The following is a 16,391-nucleotide window of genomic DNA, read 5'->3' on the forward strand; positions in this document are numbered from 1 at the left end:
AACGATCGGACAACATCCATGCTGCCAGTCACGATAGTATCTCTAGATCTGAATAACAGGTTTCAAGTTTACTATTTAGAACAATCAGATTTGAGAATGATATGAAATCTTCATTGCCGGTCACGGCAAGTATTTACGCCTTGCTGGTCTTAATTTGGGCAACGACGCCACTGGCCATTGTCTGGAGTGTGCAGGAGGTTCACCCGATGTGGGTGTTGCTTATCCGTTACTTCGGCGCATCTGTCATTGCCTTATTTTTACTGAAAGTTTTGCGTGATCCTTTACCGTTTGACACAGTTTCAATGAAAAGTTATCTGGCAGGCAGCTTGAACTTAATCGGCGCGCAGCTGTTTATTTATCTGGCAGCCAATTATCTGACTTCGGGCTTAATGGCGCTGATTTTTGGTTTCTCACCGCTGATTGCCGGTTTGATTGGGCATGTGATTTTAAAAACCCATAAGCTGGTTTGGTTGCAATGGCTGGGGATGGCGATTGCCGTTGCAGGTTTAAGTTTTGTCTTTGCTGATTCTGCCGACAGCAAGATCAATCCATGGGGTGTGGTACTGATGTTGATCAGTATGGTGTCCTATATCAGCTCGATTTTTTGGGTCAAGCAGATTAATGCGCCCTTAAGTCCAATGTCCCAAGCCACCGGTTCACTGATTATTTCAGCGCTCGCCTCGTTGTGCTTATTGCCCTTTATCTGGCAGCACATGCCCACCCACATGCCGGGTATGCAGACTCTCATCGGTTTTATCTTTACCATGATTTTTTCTTCAATTGTAGCGATGCTGTGTTATTTCTGGCTGATTCGCCGTTTGGCCGCCTCTACCGTGTCGCTGAGTAACGTGATGACACCTATTATTGCTTTGGTGCTGGGAGCCACCTTAAATCATGAGCATATCAGCCCGAATGCTTTCATTGGCATTGCTGTGGTGATGTTCGGCATTGTGCTGTATTTCTGCAAAGAATGGCGTGAGCAGTACTTTTCTAAACTTTAAATCTATCGAGCAAAGTATAGAAGGAAGCTTATGCTTCCTTTTTTCGCGCTTTAATTTGAGAGGTAAAATCGAAAAAGGATTGGTTTCAATTTTCGTTTCAGGCGGTTATGTACTTTAAAGTTATTGGCAAATTTCTAAAACCAGCGGGAGTTCTAAAGCATACAACAACAAAAAGTAAATAATTTATCAGCATATTTTGGTTAATATGAAATTGGATAAACAGAAAAATCAAATCAATCTATTTGAGAACAATAAATTTAGGACAAAGTTGCATGTCTGATTCGAATAAAGTCGTGGTCTATGCTGCCTTATTGGGCAATCTGGCAATCGCTTTGGTCAAGTTTGTCGCGGCCTATATTACCAATAGTTCGGCCATGCTGAGTGAAGCCATTCACTCGGTCGTCGATACCCTGAATGAAATTTTATTGCTGTATGGCATGAAAAAATCGCAACAACCCCCCAATGTCAGGCATCCGTTTGGTTATGGACGTGAACTGTATTTCTGGGCCTTTATTGTTGCCTTGATGGTGTTTGCTTTAGGTGCGGTGGTGTCCATCTATCAGGGGATTCAACATGTGCGTCACCCCGAAGAAATTTTGAATCCTACCTTGAATTATATTGTTTTAACGATTGCAATTGTATGTGAAGGCATATCCTGGTTTGTGGCTTTAAAAGCATTTCGGAAAATTAAAGGTCAGCAAGGTTATTTTGAAGCTTTTCGCCGTAGCAAAGATCCGACAACCTTTACCGTTCTGTTTGAAGATACCGCCGCCTTATGTGGTCTGTTTATTGCCTTGATCGGGATTTATCTGGCGCATGCCTTAAATATCCCGGAGTTAGATGGTGTAGCTTCAATCTTAATTGGTGTTGTATTGGCTGTATCTGCTATTTTACTGGCACGGGAAACCAAAGGTCTATTGTTGGGGGAATCCGCAGATCCACAATTGCGCAATAATATCTTGCTGATTGCGCAGGAAGACCAGGCTGTACTTTCTGCTAACGGCGTATTGACTGAACAGATGGGCGCCCATCAAGTTCTGGCATCTTTAAGTCTTGAATTTGAAGACAACTTGAGTTCTGATGACATCGAAGCCTGCGTCAACAGAATTGAAGCGAAAATCAAACAGATTCATCCTGAAATTGTGGCATTGTTTATTAAACCGCAGACTAAAAAGGTGTGGTTGGAACGTATGAAAGGACGTTTGGAATAAAAACGTGATATATATGGCGTAATATTCAAAATATCGGATTTTGAATGTTTAAGTCACACTAAGAAATTGAATGTACATGAAGCAAATGCCTGAACAATTACACTTTCGACTCCCGACTAAAGAATGCTGGTCACATACCTGGCGTCAGCCTTCATTTCAATTTATGCATTCGAATCATCATGATGGTGAACGATTCTTCAATGCATTACCCAGTCCGGAAGGGCGTGGCCGTACAGACATGATCAAATGGCTGCTCACCCGTAAGTCATCGACCTGGAATGTGGATATTGATAAAGAATATGCAGAATTCCATGCCACTAAACGGGCGATTCCGCAAGATCGTCCAGATGCCAGTATTGATGACTGGCAAGTGTGGTTTGTCGGGCATGCCACGGTACTGTTGCAGATTGGGCCGTATAACCTGCTCACCGATCCGGTGTGGTGTGAATATGTCAGTCCGAAGCAGGGCAAAGGTCCGAAACGGGTCATTCCTGCGGGAATTGCCTTAGAAGAGTTACCGACCATTCATGCGGTGCTGCTCAGCCATAATCATTATGACCATATGGATTTGGCCAGCCTGGAATGGCTACATGACAAATTTGCCATGCCGATTTATACCGGACTGGGTAACTCATGGTATTTACCGAAAAATTTTCATGTGCTGGAAATGGAATGGTGGCAATCGTCTTTATTGCATGATTTAAAAATTATCTATACTCCGGCGCAGCATTTTTCTGGCCGAGGCTTACGCGATAAAAATCGGGCATTGTGGGGCGGTTTTTCAGTGCTTGCGGGCAAAGATCATTGTTTCTTTGCTGGCGATACCGGTTATTCACCGCATTTTAAGGAAATTCAAAACCGTTTGGGGGCACCGCGTATTTCATTGTTACCGATAGGTGCCTATGAGCCACGTGAGCTGATGAGCTATATGCATATGAATCCGCAGGAAGCGTTTCAGGCGCATCAGGATTTATATTCAAAATGTTCGCTGGCGATTCATTACCGAACCTTTCAACTGACCGATGAAAGTCGGGAACAGCCTGAACTCGATTTAAAAGTCGCCATGAAAAACAGCTCAAAGCTGATGAATCCTTTTGTCTGTATTCGTGAAGGACGGCGTTTGGTGGTTTGATCCTTTAAGCTTGCTGCGTGCGAAGCTTGAAAAGTTGCATGGCAAGCATTGAAAGGGTGATCATGGCAATATTCATCACCACCGGATTAAATGCCGTGGTGAGTTGTAAGGGATTGGTGAACATAATCAACAGTAATAAGCCACTCAAGCCCAAAATATTAAGCTGATGGATGCAGACTGCTCTTTGCCAAATCAGAAAAGTACAGCCAAACATAATCTCGATCATACCGGATAGGGCAACACAGATTTTTGCCAGATCTCGTTCGAAGCCGATGCTCTGCCAAATGGCGATTTCCGCAGCCGATTGAAACAGTATTTTGGGTATTAATCCCTGATAAATCCAAAGTACAGCCAGCGTGATTTGAATAAGACGAAGCGGTTTATCCAGCAGAAGCTTATGATTCACCAATGGCATGATCCAGAAAATGCTGTCTGTTTTCAGCAGAAGGAATCAGGCAGTGAGTGGTGGTTCCAAAAAGTTGATAGCGATTTAAAGCTATACGTCTGTAGAGAAAATCCCGGATAAAACGCGGCATGAGATAACCTGAATTCATCAGGGAAAATGGCAGGCCAAGATGTTGCATGACTTTAAGCAGTGCCGTGGATTCTGTATACAGTTGCCCATCTTTAATCACCGCCATCGTGGTGTAATGCTCGGTCGACATAGCATAATATTTTAAGATTTCTTCACCTAAAGGGGATTGGGCAGAAACCAGTTTAAATTTTGCATGTTTATCGTATTTGATTAAAAAATTGGCCCAGCCGTTACAAATCACGCAGACGGCATCAAATAATATAATGTCATGTTTTTGAATTATTGCGGCAATGTGATATTTCATGACCTGGTTTATACTTGCTTGTTATGGCAACACTATAGCAAATTATTCTTGATAAGAAATATTGTCAAAAAATCAGATCATGCTTCTTTTTTCATGTAATGAACCTAGGGTCTTTAAATTTTTATTTTATTTTTGTTAGGGTAAATAAATTCTACTTTAAGTTTATCTTGAATAGGCTTTTTCGATTGTTTTCATTCATATAACTTGCTTTATTTTGTCATAAAAAACAGCTATTTTGATTATGTATTAAATTTTTTAACGGTTCCTCACAATAATCATTTGAACGTATTTTTGGGAGTTCAAACATGTCACAAGATCAACAAACTTCAGGTTGCCCATTTCATAAAGTCGACGGTCATACTAGTTCCAGCGGGACTCAGAATTCAGACTGGTGGCCGAATGCACTTAATCTCGATATCCTTTCCCAGCATGATAAAAAAACCAATCCGATGGATCCAGACTTTGATTATGCCAAGGCATTTAATTCACTGGATTTAGAAGCAGTTAAACAAGACCTACGTGAACTCATCAATAGCAGCCAAGACTGGTGGCCATCAGACTACGGCAGCTATATTGGCATGTTCGTACGTACAGCATGGCACTTGGCAGGTTCTTACCGTAAGCAGGACGGTCGTGGTGGTGCCAACACTGGTAACCAGCGTTTTGCGCCATTGAACAGCTGGCCAGATAATGTCAACACGGATAAAGGCCGTCGTCTGCTTTGGCCAATCAAGAGAAAATACGGCAGCAAAATTTCATGGGGTGATTTGATTGTCCTTGCAGGTACAGTTGCCTATGCAGAATCGGGTTTGAAAACTTTCGGTTTTGCTGGTGGTCGTCAGGACATCTGGCATCCTGAAAAAGATATTTATTGGGGTGAGGAGCGTGAATGGCTTGCCCCGACTGAAAACCGTTATGACAATGACCAAGACCGTTCAACATTGGAAAATCCGCTTGCTGCCGTGCAGATGGGCTTGATCTATGTGAATCCTGAAGGTGTAGACGGTAAACCTGATCCCTTACGTACCGCCCAAGACATGCGTGTCACGTTTGACCGTATGGGAATGAATGATGAAGAAACAGTTGCCTTGACGGCAGGTGGTCATACTGTCGGTAAAGCGCACGGTAACGGTAAAGCTGAGTTACTGGGTAAAGATGTGGAAGGCGCGGACGTCGAATTCCAGGGTCTGGGCTGGCATAATCCTGAAGGTACCGGTAATGCCGGTAACACCATGGTCAGTGGTCTGGAAGGTGCCTGGACCACTCATCCAACCAAATGGGACAACGAATTTTTCTATCTCTTGTTCACTTACGACTGGGCGTTAACCAAGAGTCCGGCAGGTGCGAACCAATGGGAACCGACCAACATCAAAGAGGAAGACAAGCCTGTTGATGCGCACAACCCGAATGTACGCCGTAACCCAATGATGACAGATGCCGATATGGCACTGAAAGTCGACCCTGAATACCGCAAAATTGCCGAGCGCTTCTATAAAGATCCTGCGTACTTCTCGGAAGTGTTTGCGCGTGCATGGTACAAGCTGACTCACCGTGACATGGGACCAAAATCACGTTACCTCGGTGCAGATGTGCCCGTTGAGGATTTAATCTGGCAAGACCCGATTCCATCTGTAAACTACGTTTTGTCTGAAGCAGAAATTGATGAACTCAAAGCGAAACTATTAAACAGCGGTTTAACGTCTGCCGAGCTCATTAATACCGCTTGGGACAGCGCACGTACTTTTCGTAGTTCGGACTATCGGGGTGGTGCAAACGGTGCGCGTATCCGTTTGGCACCGCAAAAAGACTGGGTCGGTAACGAACCTGAACGTCTGGCTAAAGTGTTGGCGAAACTTGAAGAAATTCAGGCAGGTCTTGAGAAGAAAGTCAGCATTGCCGACTTGATCGTACTCGGTGGTACGGCTGCGGTGGAAAAAGCGGCTCAAGCTGCGGGCGTAGACATTAAAGCTCCATTCCTTCCAGGACGAGGCGATGCAACGCAAGAGCAAACCGATGCCTATTCATTTGAAGACTTGTTGCCGAAACACGACGGTTTCCGTAACTGGTTGAAAGACGACTATGTGGTACAGCCTGAAGAAATGTTGTTAGACCGTGCTCAGTTATTGGGTTTAACTGCACCTGAAATGACAGTACTTGTTGGCGGTATGCGTGTACTTGGTACCAACTACGCTGGGGCAAAAGAAGGAGTGTTCACAGATCGGGAAGGGGTATTAACGAATGACTTCTTCGTGAATCTGACTGACATGAACTACAACTGGAAACCAGTGGGCAAGAACCGCTACCAGATTGTAGACCGTGCAACCGGTGCAGCGAAATGGACTGCAACACGTGTGGACCTGGTGTTCGGTTCCAACTCGATTCTTCGTTCATATGCAGAAGTGTATGCGCAAGATGACAATAAAGAAAAATTTGTCAAAGACTTTGTAGCTGCATGGACTAAAGTGATGAATGCAGACCGTTTTGATGTGAAGAAATAATTTCACTGATTTAGTTTGGAAAAACCGCCCTTAGGGGCGGTTTTTTATGTGAAATATGCTATCTCATATAAAAGCTGAGTTTTTAAATATTTGGTTTTTATAGATTTCAAAATATTGAAATTATTTGATTTATTTATTGAATCTCGTATAACGTGTAGAAGGTTAATTTTAGAGGCATTAAAAAATACTCATGATAATTGACGAATGTTCAGCTTTTTAGATATTCAAAAAAAAGTGTATGAGTATGGGTGAATCATCTCAGCACCAAAGAATCTGTTAACAAATTTTCCATCTCCTCAGTTTGATGGATATCCATATATTAGGATTAATAATGATTAATATTGTTATATATCAATTACTTAAAATTTCAATCCTCACATAAAAATTCGCTTTGGAAACAACAAGGCTTTTTATGAGCAGCTTTGATATATTTTGCCAATCAAAAAATGGATATTTAACTTCAAAAAAGGAAATTTTTATTAAAAATGAAGTTGACCAAAATTTGAGTAATATCTCCCTCCAACTCCTCCCACTCCTCAAAATTAGGCTCGACCAACAAGGTCTGCGACACAAAGCCATAACATACGCGTTGCACATTTAAACTTATCCGTTTGAGCTGTTCAGCATCTTCAATAAAAGGCGCAAGAATGCTTTGCCACATCTGTAGCATCATTTCATAACTCTTGCGATAACTCTCAATATTCGAAATCTGCCGTTCCAGCAAAAAGGTCTGTGCCCAGAGAAACTGCTGTGCCTGAATCTGCTTAAGCTGATAATGCATCACTTGTTTTAAATAATCATCCAAAGCCAAATTTGTGGATAACTGGTTCAGGCTATGTGCATACTTTTTTAAGTCCGCGGCATTGTTTTTTACCTGTCGGTGAATGGTCAGCGCAATCAAATCTTCCTTTTTGGAAAAATACTCATAGAACGTACCCAAGCCTACACCGGCCAAATCGGTGATGTCCCGAATGGTAATGTCATGTGCAGCGCGCTCATGCAAAAGCCGAACAAAACTTTCCTGCAAGGCTTCTTGGGTGAGCTTAGCCCTTGATTGGCGGGGCTTACGCCGTACTTGAATGTCTGAAATTTTCATCTAGGAAAGCCGAACATCCTGGGTTTACTTTTTCTTTATACTGAAGTGAAACGCCAAGAACAACAAGTAGGAAATATAGACCATGAATACATGGACAACCCATCAGATCAGCAACCAGTTTGATGAACTGCAAGATTACAACCTGTTTACAACAGATCAGGTGTTACAGGAAATTCTTTCCCATTATGGTAGTCAAGATCAGGCCACCTTGTCGCAGATGGGTAAAGTGGTGGGATCAGCTGAATATTATCAATATGCCGATTTAGCCAATCAACACACGCCCATTTTGCATGCTTTTGATGCGCGCGGACGCCGTAAAGATTTTGTGGAATTTCATCCTGCATGGCATCAATGGATGGCGTTCAACCGTGAGTTTAATAGCCATGCTCATCCTTTCAATCATCCCAATTCATCCTCGAAATGGGTAGAGTGGGCAGCGCGTTTTTACTTAAGCGGGCAGGTCGAATGTGGCAGTCTGTGCCCAACTTCAATGACCCTCGGCAGTATTCCACTCATTCAGCGTGAACCTGAACTGTGGGCTAAAGTGGGGACTAAACTTCTGTCCAGTGAGTACGATGAACGTGACTTGCCGATTGCTGAGAAGAAATCAATCTGGCTAGGGATGGGCATGACCGAAAAACAGGGTGGCTCAGACGTGCGTGCCAATGAAACTCTGGCTATTCCTGTGGCCGAATCAGGTCGTGGTAAAGCCTATTTGCTGACAGGACATAAATGGTTTTTCTCGGCACCGATGTGCGATGCGCATTTGGTCGTTGCCAAAACCGAGCAGGATGGTTTGGCCTGCTTCTTTGTGCCGCGCTGGTTAGAGGATGGCACGAAAAACAAGATTTACATTCAGCAGCTCAAAGATAAAGTCGGCAACCGCAGTAACTCCAGTTCAGAAGTAGAGTTTCAAGAAGCTTGGGGCATAATGATTGGGGAAGCAGGACGTGGCATTCCGACCATTATTGAAATGGCCAATTACACCCGTCTGACTTGTTCTGTCGGCAGTACCGCCATGCTGCGTCAGGCCTTGGTGCAATGTATTGCTTATACCCGTCAGCGCAAGGCTTTTGGTAAACATCTGGCCGAACAGCCTTTGATGCGTGCGGTGTTGGTTGATTTAGCTTTGGAAACAGAAGCAGCGATGCATTTAAGTTTTCATTTAGCCCATTGTTATGAATCAGATGATGCGTTGTCTTTGGCATGGAAACGCATCATGACTCCAGCCTCCAAGTTCTGGATTTGCAAGCGCGCAGTTGAGTTGACGGGTGAAATGATGGAGGTCTTTGGTGGAAATGGCTATGTCGACACGGGCATCATGGCACGCATTTTCAAAGAAGCACCAGTCAATACCATTTGGGAAGGTTCCGGCAATGTCATGTGCTTAGATGTATTACGTGCTATTCAACGTGAACCTGAATCTATTGAACTGCTGTTTCAAGATTTAGCTTCTACGGCCATGCAAGATGAAACCTTGCAAAATGAATTGCAGAATCTATTCAAGTTGTTCCAGCAATCAGCTGATGATTTGCAGTTTATGGGGCGGGGTCTGGTGAGCCGTCTGGTGATTTTGGCACAAGCAGTTTTGTTGAAACGGCATGCACCTGATTTTGTCACCAATGGATTTATTCAGTCCCGTTATCGTGCTTTTCATGGGCAAGTGGTGGGTATGCTCAACCCTAAGGATGTTGATGTGGAGCAATTGTTGGATAGGGCATTGGCGGTGTAATTGTGTTCTTGCTCCCTCTGGGATGAAAATATATTTCGCAACAGAGGGAGGATTTAAAAACGATCAATTGGGGTTGATATTTAAATTTGTTGTACGCTTAAAAGCACTTGAAATTTGTACCCATTAGCGCAATATAGGCTTCACATCCACTCGATGTGAAAACCTAACAGCAGGTGACTAAAATGGCGAAACAAAAACCACAGCCAGCGGTTGTGATCAATAACTTTGTGGCAAAACACATGCATGAGGTCAACAAAAGCCAAGTCTTTGTAGACCGAAAGAAAAATGCAAAACGTGGCTACGACAAGCACAAAAAAGGGAGATACTCAAATGACTATCTCCCTTTTTCTTGCCCGGTATTTGCTGTTTTATAACCCTGTTTTAAGCACCGACAATCCGTGTTGCAGATTTCACCATATCCGCCAGACCATGGGTCTTAAAGTAATACTCCATCCAGCTTTTCACGATTAATGGATTATCCATTTTCAATACATGTTCCAGCTGTTGTACTGCCTCGGTCATCGGAACATGACAAATCGCTTTTCGTACCCGCAAAATATTACTCGAACTCATCGACAGGGTATTGAAGCCCATTGCCATCAACAAAACTGCAGCCAGTGGATCACCGGCCATTTCGCCGCAAATGCTGACCGGTTTATCGTATTTATGACATTCTTTGACCAGACGGGTTAAAGCACGTAATACCGCCGGATGGAAATGCGAATAGACGTTGGCAACCCGTGGATTGTTGCGGTCAACCGCCAGTAAATACTGGGTTAAGTCATTCGAACCTACCGAGAAGAAATCGACTAGCTCGGAAAATTCTTCAATTTGTAAAAGTACGCTGGGTACTTCGACCATAATACCAATTTTTGGCTTGGTGATTTTAACCTGTTCTTCTTCTTGAACTGCTGTCCAATCGCGTTCCAGCAAATACAAAGCCTCTTCAACTTCGCTGACACTGGTCACCATCGGCAACAAGATGTGCAGGTTATTTAGACCGATACTGGCTTTTAACATGGCACGAATTTGTGATGAGAAAATTTCCGGATGATCCAAGGTAAAGCGGATGCCGCGCCAACCGAGCGCCGAGTTTTCTTCTTCAATAGAGAAATAAGGCAGATCTTTATCGGCACCAATATCCAACGTGCGCATCACCACCGGTTTGTTGGCAAAGTGACTCAGCTGCTGACGGTAAATGGCACGTTGTTCTTCTTCGCCCGGGAAGCGGTCACGCAGCATAAATGGAATTTCAGAGCGGTACAGCCCGACGCCTTTAGCACCCCGCTGTACCCCGCGGACCACATCAATCATTAAACCGGTATTAACGAACAGTTTAACCGAAACCCCATCCGGGGTAATCGCATCTTTGGTTTCGTACTGTTTTAAATCTTTGGCCAGTTGTTCTTCTTCTTTCTGAATTTCTTTATAGCGGGTACGCAAGCGCCGCGGTGGATTGATAAAGACCCGGCCCTGATGTGCATCGACAATCATCTCGACATCATCAAGTGTGTTAACCGGCAGTTCAGTTACACCGACCACGGTTGGAATGCCGAGTGCACGCGCTACAATCACCATGTGCGAGTTCATCGCGCCTTCAGTGGTGACAATGGCGGCAATTTTATCCACCGGTAATTCAACCAGCGCCGCGGTGGAAATTTCCTCACCAATCAGAATGCTTTCATCGGTTAATTCTCGATGACTGGCATCGGCTTCTTGCAAGGAGGCCAAAATACGTCGACCGAGATCTTTGAGATCTGAAACGCGTTCGCGTAGATAGCCATCTTCCATTTGTGCAAACAGGGCAATATGCTTGTCGATCACAATACGAACCGCACCTTGTGCCCAGTTGCCATCTCGAATTTCGGCTTTAATTTCGGCAGGAAGTGCATTTTCATCCAGCATGCGTAAGAACACACTAAACAGAGCACGTTCATCTGCCATTAAGGCCTCTTGCATTTTGTCATCAAGAGATTTAATTTCTTCACGTACAGAACCAATCGCGTGATCCAACAGTCCCAGTTCTTCACTGATATCATCGGCTTCACGATCCGGTACAGAAGACAAATCGGCAGGAGGATATAGGATTACAGCACGACCTAAGGCAATGCCCCCAGAACCAGACACGCCCTGGAAAGTTTTATATGCTGGCAGATTGTTGGGTTTGCGGAACACATCAATATTTCCGACCGCATGTGCGTGGGCAATCACCCCAGAAAGCTGTGCACACAAGGTGACGAGGAAAGATTCCGCCGCTTCACTAAAATCTTGCGATTCTTTATTTTGAACGACCAATACACCCATCACCTTACGGCGGTACATCACCGGAACACCCAAAAAAGAGTTGTAAATTTCTTCCCCTGTTTCAGGTAGAAATAAAAAGCGTTCGTGCTTGGGTGCATTGTCCAAGTTGACGATTTCCTCACGTTGCCCCACCAGACCGACCAAGCCTTCGCCGGTATGCAGTGAAACGTGTCCAACAGATTCTGCCTTTAAACCTTTAGAGGCCATGAGCAGGTAACGCTGGTTACGTTCGTCCAGCAGATAAATGGAGCAGACATCAACATGCATGGCATTTGCCACCTGATTGACCATAATATCGAGTGATTCATGCAAACTGGTGGACGCATTGATTTCTTGTACAATGCGTCTTAAGGTGTCCAGTTGCATATTCGACATTAAATTTGCTCCAAAAAAAGTATAAATCTGTTTTATTTATAACAACATGCTATTAAAAAATCTGCATTTTCATACGATTTTTTTATGCTTATATGGAGGGTAACTGGTTACACAGTTCCACCATCGCTTTTCGGTATACATCGCGTTTAAAATTCACGACCTGTCCTAATGGATACCAATAACTTACCCATTGCCACTGGTCAAACTCGGGTGGGTCGGACAAATCCAGCTGAATGTTTTTTACTGGCGCGGTCAGTTTGAGCAAAAACCACTTTTGTTTTTGACCAATGCACACCGGGTCTGAATCCGAGCGTATATATCGTTGAGGCAAACGATAACGTAGCCAATTTTTTGTTTGCGCTACGATTTGAACATGTTCGGGCAATAAGCCAACTTCTTCTCTCAGCTCACGATAAAGTGCCTGTTCAGGGGTTTCTCCATACTGGATACCTCCTTGTGGAAATTGCCAAGCATTGTGTCCAATGCGTTTTGCCCATAAAACTTGTCCAACATCGTTTGCCAAAATGATCCCGACATTCGGTCGGAAACCTTCTGAGTCGATCATTTGGCTACCTAAATCATATGTAATGTGTGGCTTTATATTCGGGGATTGTTATTTCTATATCCATCTCGAAAAAAAACACAGCTTAAATGTTAAAAATTGCTATGATCTTAACGAATTTCTATCGACTAGCGGAGATAGATTTACAAATTTTTTCTTAAATTACAGTTTTTACGAGTATTTTCATGAAATTGGCTTTATTTGACCTCGATCACACCTTGTTAAACACCGATTCGGATTATTCATGGGGTGAGTTTTTAGTTAACGAAGGTTTAGTCGATCCAATCCGACATCGTCAAATGAATGACAAGTTTTATCAAGACTATAAAGCAGGTCAACTTGACCCGATTGCCTATAACGAATTTGTATTTGAATTTTTAACCCAGCATAACAATGATTATTTGTCTGAATTACATGAATTATTCATGAAAAAAGTGATTCGTCCACAAATGCGTCCCAAAGGATTCGCTGCGATTCAAAAACATAAACAGGCAGGGCATGCACTGGTCGGTATTACGGCCACTTCTGATTTTATTACGGCTCCTATTTTTCATGAGTTTGGCATTACTGAAATTATTGCCACCAATGCAGAAGTGGTTGACGGTAAATATACCGGTAAAGTCATCAATACCGCGTGTTACCAAAAAGGCAAACTGGTTCGTTTAGAACAATGGCTTTCAGGACGAAATGTAGCAGAATCCTGGGCGTATTCTGATTCAATTAATGACCGTTTTTTGCTGGAAGATGCCGACCATGCGATCGCGGTCAATCCGGATGAGCGTTTAGCGGTTTTGGCCAAAGAGCAAAATTGGGAAATTCAGGACTGGTCAATTTAATTCGATTTTAAATCTTTTTTAAAATAAATACTTAAAGCATGGCTGATGAAAAGATGAGTCATGCTTTTTTAATAGGAAATAAATGGTTAAGCTCTAGTTGCTTAAATTGATTTCACGCCTTTTAAAGATTTTTAATAATGCTATGCTGATTTGAACAACCAATAATCAGTAGAGGGATGAGAATGAGTAATGTAAGACCACGAATGACTCATCTTTTTGAGCAACTTGGACTCGATTCAAGTGATGAAGCCATTGCACAGTTCATTGCCAGCCATCAGCTCAGTGCCGAGACCAAAATTACCCAAGCGAGTTACTGGACGGAATCACAACACCAGTTATTATCAGAAAAACTTAAATCAGATGGTTCTTGGGCGATTGTTGTGGATCAGTTGAATGAATCGTTGCATGAAGATTCAGTAACTCAATAAAGATCAAAGTTAAAAAGCCAATCCACAGATTGGCTTTCTTGAGAAAATGCTTTATTTAATCCGCTTCCACAGCGTGACTTGAGACAGGGTATGCTGGTATTTACGTGCTGTTTCACGAATTACGAAAGCGACATCCTGAGGTTCAGCCAGCATTTCAAAATGCGCTTTTAACAGCTCAGTAACACCATCTAACGTGCTAAAGTTTTCTCCATCTTTTTTAAAGCCACCCAGCCATTCACTACGTGCAGTATGTTCCTCTAACCAGGTATAAGGGGAGCTCAGCATTAAAATCCCGCCCAAGGTTAAGCGCTGGTGAATTTCGGCCAAAAAATCTTTTGGATGATGCAGGCGATCAATTAAATTCGCCGCCAGAATAAAATTGTAATTGGTAAAATGAGGATTTAAATTACAGGCATCGGCCTGATAAAAATCGACTCGATCTGCATGCGCATCCAAACCGAATTCTTTCAAGTTGCAGGCTTTATATTCGACCAGTTCACCTTCGATGGGCAGGGTATAACGTAACGTTTCACCTTGTGCTAACTGTACCGCTTGCTGAATAAAGCGCGCGGAAAAATCCAGTCCTGTGACCTGATCAAAATAAGCCGCCAGTTCAAAGCTGGCCCGCCCCGTGGCACAACCGAGATCCATGGCCTTATGTGTAGCAAGCTCTTTAAAATAAGGGCGTGCAATGTTCATCAGGCTGTGGACAAAATTGGGTACATTAAAATATTCGGCACCGTACTGAAATTCTAAATACTGGGAAATCAGCTGGTCAGTTTCATAGTGGGAGTGAATCTGTTTTAATTCTTGTGATGCAGCGACGTAGCGGAATCCGGCATGCTGGAAAAAATGTCGGCGGAAGGCATAACGTGCACTATGCAAAGCCTCATGGCCGGCAGAAATCCAAGAGCCGCCTTTGATTAAATTATGTTGGCCGTCAAAGGTCGGGGTGCTGAAATCATCATAGATGGGATGCACCTGAAAACCTTCAAAAGGATAAATCGGGGTTTCAGTCCATTGCCAGACATTGCCTTGAATATCAAAAAAATCACCCTGCTGAAAATGATTGACCGGACAAGGACTGGTTCCATACTTCAGTTCAATGTTGGCATGTTCCGGACTGGGCAGATCAGAATCTAAACCTGCCACATCATAGAGCCGGTACCACTCGTCTTCTGTAGGCAAGCGTATACTTTGACCGGTTTTCTCGGCTTTCCAGTTACAAAAAGCTTTGGCTTCAAGGTAATTCACTTCTACTGGCCAATCCCAAGGCATCGGAATTTCTTCCAGCATCAGACGGAGTGACCAGCTTGAATCTGTTTTTCGCCAAAAGTGGGGATGCGTTGCTTGAGAAAATTTCAGCCAGTTCCATCCTTCTGCGGTCCAGTAGCGGTCCGTTGAATAACCATTATTTTCAACAAAACTTAAGAATTCCTGATTGGACACCAGATATTGCGAGGCTGAAAAATTGGCTACTTCAGCTTGGTGTTGACCATATTCATTGTCCCAGCCATAAAAGTGACGGTCTAAACCCTTATTTAAGCTGATTTGCCCTTCAGGAACGGCAATTAAGGTGTTTTTCGGCGCAATACCGGTGATGATCTTGGCGCGCCATTGCGGATGATTTTGGACATGTTCCAGTTGCTGCTGACGAATCAATACCGATGAGGTTTCGAGATGAATCCGTTCATGTTCAATCCCCATGATGATAGACCACCATGGATTGTTCCAGTTCAAAGGTAAAGTGAGTGCTGCATGTTCAATCACGTTTAGCACTTCTGAACGAACCCGATGCCGATAAGCGCGGACCTGTTCTACACTTGGCCACTCATAATGGGCATCATTCAAATCATCCCAGCTCATTTCATCGACACCCACCGCAAAAATACTTTCTAGCTGCGGATTCACACGTTCACTGATCAGTTTGCTTAATAGCAGCTTGTTGATAAAAAAAGTCGCCGTATGACCAAAATAGAAAATCAGTGGATGCCGTAAATTAATGGGTCTGAGGGAATACGCTTCCTGATCTTTCAGGCATTCAAACAACAGTTCATAGCTGTCAAACGTATTCAGGAAATACTCACGTAATGTACGCCGTGCAGTTGCTTCGTCTGGGAAATTTAGATTCGGGGTAGGCAGTAGGGAGACATGGGCAGTTTGCCAAAGACCGGGAGTGCGCTGTGAGCTTGAAGCTAGGTTTTTCTTGCAAGTTACAGATAATGAATCCATCAACATATGGCCATACTCCGTTGAGTTTTCTTTCTAGATTTGAAACTACATTTTTGATGTGCTCTGTCTAAAAGTACTCGAAAGTAAGCTGTTTGTTCTAAGGATTTAGGTAACAAAATGCTGCATCAGCTTGGATGCAGCAATA

General features: G+C 43.4%; 14 protein-coding genes. 8 read left to right on the top strand and 6 right to left on the bottom strand.

Features of this window, described 5'->3' with window-relative positions; translation table 11 throughout:
• Positions 1 to 101 precede the first annotated feature (101 nt).
• From AY606_RS06370 to AY606_RS06380, 3 genes are all read left to right on the top strand, one after another.
• Positions 102 to 1,001 carry a DMT family transporter gene (locus AY606_RS06370; RefSeq protein WP_067866268.1) on the top strand — a complete coding sequence of 300 codons (900 nt, stop codon included), beginning with the start codon at positions 102 to 104 and terminating at the stop codon, positions 999 to 1,001.
• Between the two features lie 272 nt (positions 1,002 to 1,273).
• Positions 1,274 to 2,212 (top strand): cation diffusion facilitator family transporter, encoded by a 939-nt coding sequence (locus tag AY606_RS06375; RefSeq protein WP_067866270.1) that lies wholly within the window; start codon positions 1,274 to 1,276, stop codon positions 2,210 to 2,212.
• A gap of 76 nt (positions 2,213 to 2,288) precedes the next feature.
• On the top strand, positions 2,289 to 3,344 hold the full coding sequence (locus AY606_RS06380; protein ID WP_067866272.1) for an MBL fold metallo-hydrolase: 1,056 nt from the start codon (positions 2,289 to 2,291) through the stop codon (positions 3,342 to 3,344).
• A gap of 4 nt (positions 3,345 to 3,348) precedes the next feature.
• Here the strand turns inward: AY606_RS06380 and AY606_RS06385 are convergent, their stop codons facing one another.
• Positions 3,349 to 3,759, bottom strand: coding sequence for a DoxX-like family protein (locus tag AY606_RS06385; RefSeq protein ID WP_067866274.1), 411 nt, complete (start codon positions 3,757 to 3,759; stop codon positions 3,349 to 3,351).
• Positions 3,740 to 4,183, bottom strand: coding sequence for a thiol-disulfide oxidoreductase DCC family protein (locus tag AY606_RS06390; RefSeq protein WP_067866276.1), 444 nt, complete (start codon positions 4,181 to 4,183; stop codon positions 3,740 to 3,742). Before AY606_RS06390 ends, AY606_RS06385 begins: the two co-directional genes overlap by 20 nt.
• A gap of 305 nt (positions 4,184 to 4,488) precedes the next feature.
• Between AY606_RS06390 and katG the strand changes: the two genes are divergently transcribed.
• Positions 4,489 to 6,681, top strand: a complete 2,193-nt coding sequence (gene katG / locus AY606_RS06395; RefSeq protein ID WP_067866278.1) for a catalase/peroxidase HPI — start codon at positions 4,489 to 4,491, stop codon at positions 6,679 to 6,681.
• Positions 6,682 to 7,141: 460 nt separating this feature from the next.
• Here katG and AY606_RS06400 read toward each other — a convergent pair whose 3' ends face one another.
• The gene (locus AY606_RS06400) at positions 7,142 to 7,777 is read right to left on the bottom strand and encodes a TetR/AcrR family transcriptional regulator (protein ID WP_067866280.1); all 636 of its coding nucleotides are present in this window, start codon (positions 7,775 to 7,777) and stop codon (positions 7,142 to 7,144) included.
• Between the two features lie 82 nt (positions 7,778 to 7,859).
• Between AY606_RS06400 and AY606_RS06405 the strand changes: the two genes are divergently transcribed.
• Together AY606_RS06405 and AY606_RS06410 are read left to right on the top strand one after the other, a co-directional pair.
• Complete coding sequence (locus AY606_RS06405) at positions 7,860 to 9,509, top strand: acyl-CoA dehydrogenase family protein (RefSeq protein ID WP_067866283.1); 1,650 nt, start codon at positions 7,860 to 7,862, stop codon at positions 9,507 to 9,509.
• A 182-nt stretch (positions 9,510 to 9,691) separates the two neighbouring features.
• Positions 9,692 to 9,883, top strand: a complete 192-nt coding sequence (locus AY606_RS06410) for a DUF7230 family protein (RefSeq protein ID WP_067866285.1) — start codon at positions 9,692 to 9,694, stop codon at positions 9,881 to 9,883.
• 7 nt (positions 9,884 to 9,890) lie between these two features.
• On the opposite strand, the gene ptsP is transcribed toward AY606_RS06410, so the two are convergent.
• Positions 9,891 to 12,188, bottom strand: a complete 2,298-nt coding sequence (ptsP, locus tag AY606_RS06415) for a phosphoenolpyruvate--protein phosphotransferase (protein ID WP_067866287.1) — start codon at positions 12,186 to 12,188, stop codon at positions 9,891 to 9,893.
• Between the two features lie 88 nt (positions 12,189 to 12,276).
• Positions 12,277 to 12,753 carry an RNA pyrophosphohydrolase gene (locus AY606_RS06420; protein ID WP_067866288.1) on the bottom strand — a complete coding sequence of 159 codons (477 nt, stop codon included), beginning with the start codon at positions 12,751 to 12,753 and terminating at the stop codon, positions 12,277 to 12,279.
• A gap of 182 nt (positions 12,754 to 12,935) precedes the next feature.
• Here AY606_RS06420 and AY606_RS06425 point away from each other — a divergent pair, with 182 nt between their 5' ends.
• Both AY606_RS06425 and AY606_RS06430 read left to right on the top strand, forming a co-directional pair.
• A complete protein-coding gene (locus tag AY606_RS06425; protein ID WP_067866291.1) occupies positions 12,936 to 13,586 on the top strand; it encodes an HAD family hydrolase in 651 nt (216 codons plus the stop codon).
• Positions 13,587 to 13,768: 182 nt separating this feature from the next.
• Entirely contained in the window at positions 13,769 to 14,014 is a 246-nt protein-coding gene (locus tag AY606_RS06430) for a DUF2789 family protein (RefSeq protein WP_067866293.1), read from the top strand.
• 51 nt (positions 14,015 to 14,065) lie between these two features.
• Here the strand turns inward: AY606_RS06430 and ovoA are convergent, their stop codons facing one another.
• On the bottom strand, positions 14,066 to 16,252 hold the full coding sequence (ovoA, locus tag AY606_RS06435) for a 5-histidylcysteine sulfoxide synthase (protein ID WP_067866295.1): 2,187 nt from the start codon (positions 16,250 to 16,252) through the stop codon (positions 14,066 to 14,068).
• Between the last annotated feature and the right edge of the window lie 139 nt (positions 16,253 to 16,391).

The organism is Acinetobacter sp. SFB, from assembly GCF_001647545.1.
Taxonomy (GTDB): Bacteria; Pseudomonadota; Gammaproteobacteria; order Pseudomonadales; family Moraxellaceae; genus Acinetobacter.

Excerpts from the sequence above, each read along its gene's own strand:
- AY606_RS06385 (WP_067866274.1), bottom strand. The coding sequence starts at position 3,759 with ATGCCATTGGTGAATCATAAGCTTCTGCTGGATAAACCGCTTCGTCTT.
- AY606_RS06370 (WP_067866268.1), top strand. The coding sequence starts at position 102 with ATGAAATCTTCATTGCCGGTCACGGCAAGTATTTACGCCTTGCTGGTC.
- AY606_RS06410 (WP_067866285.1), top strand. The coding sequence starts at position 9,692 with ATGGCGAAACAAAAACCACAGCCAGCGGTTGTGATCAATAACTTTGTG.
- AY606_RS06400 (WP_067866280.1), bottom strand. The coding sequence starts at position 7,777 with ATGAAAATTTCAGACATTCAAGTACGGCGTAAGCCCCGCCAATCAAGG.
- AY606_RS06380 (WP_067866272.1), top strand. The coding sequence starts at position 2,289 with ATGAAGCAAATGCCTGAACAATTACACTTTCGACTCCCGACTAAAGAA.
- AY606_RS06405 (WP_067866283.1), top strand. The coding sequence starts at position 7,860 with ATGAATACATGGACAACCCATCAGATCAGCAACCAGTTTGATGAACTG.
- AY606_RS06375 (WP_067866270.1), top strand. The coding sequence starts at position 1,274 with ATGTCTGATTCGAATAAAGTCGTGGTCTATGCTGCCTTATTGGGCAAT.
- AY606_RS06420 (WP_067866288.1), bottom strand. The coding sequence starts at position 12,753 with ATGATCGACTCAGAAGGTTTCCGACCGAATGTCGGGATCATTTTGGCA.
- AY606_RS06425 (WP_067866291.1), top strand. The coding sequence starts at position 12,936 with ATGAAATTGGCTTTATTTGACCTCGATCACACCTTGTTAAACACCGAT.
- katG (WP_067866278.1), top strand. The coding sequence starts at position 4,489 with ATGTCACAAGATCAACAAACTTCAGGTTGCCCATTTCATAAAGTCGAC.
- AY606_RS06430 (WP_067866293.1), top strand. The coding sequence starts at position 13,769 with ATGAGTAATGTAAGACCACGAATGACTCATCTTTTTGAGCAACTTGGA.
- AY606_RS06390 (WP_067866276.1), bottom strand. The coding sequence starts at position 4,183 with ATGAAATATCACATTGCCGCAATAATTCAAAAACATGACATTATATTA.
- ptsP (WP_067866287.1), bottom strand. The coding sequence starts at position 12,188 with ATGTCGAATATGCAACTGGACACCTTAAGACGCATTGTACAAGAAATC.
- ovoA (WP_067866295.1), bottom strand. The coding sequence starts at position 16,252 with ATGTTGATGGATTCATTATCTGTAACTTGCAAGAAAAACCTAGCTTCA.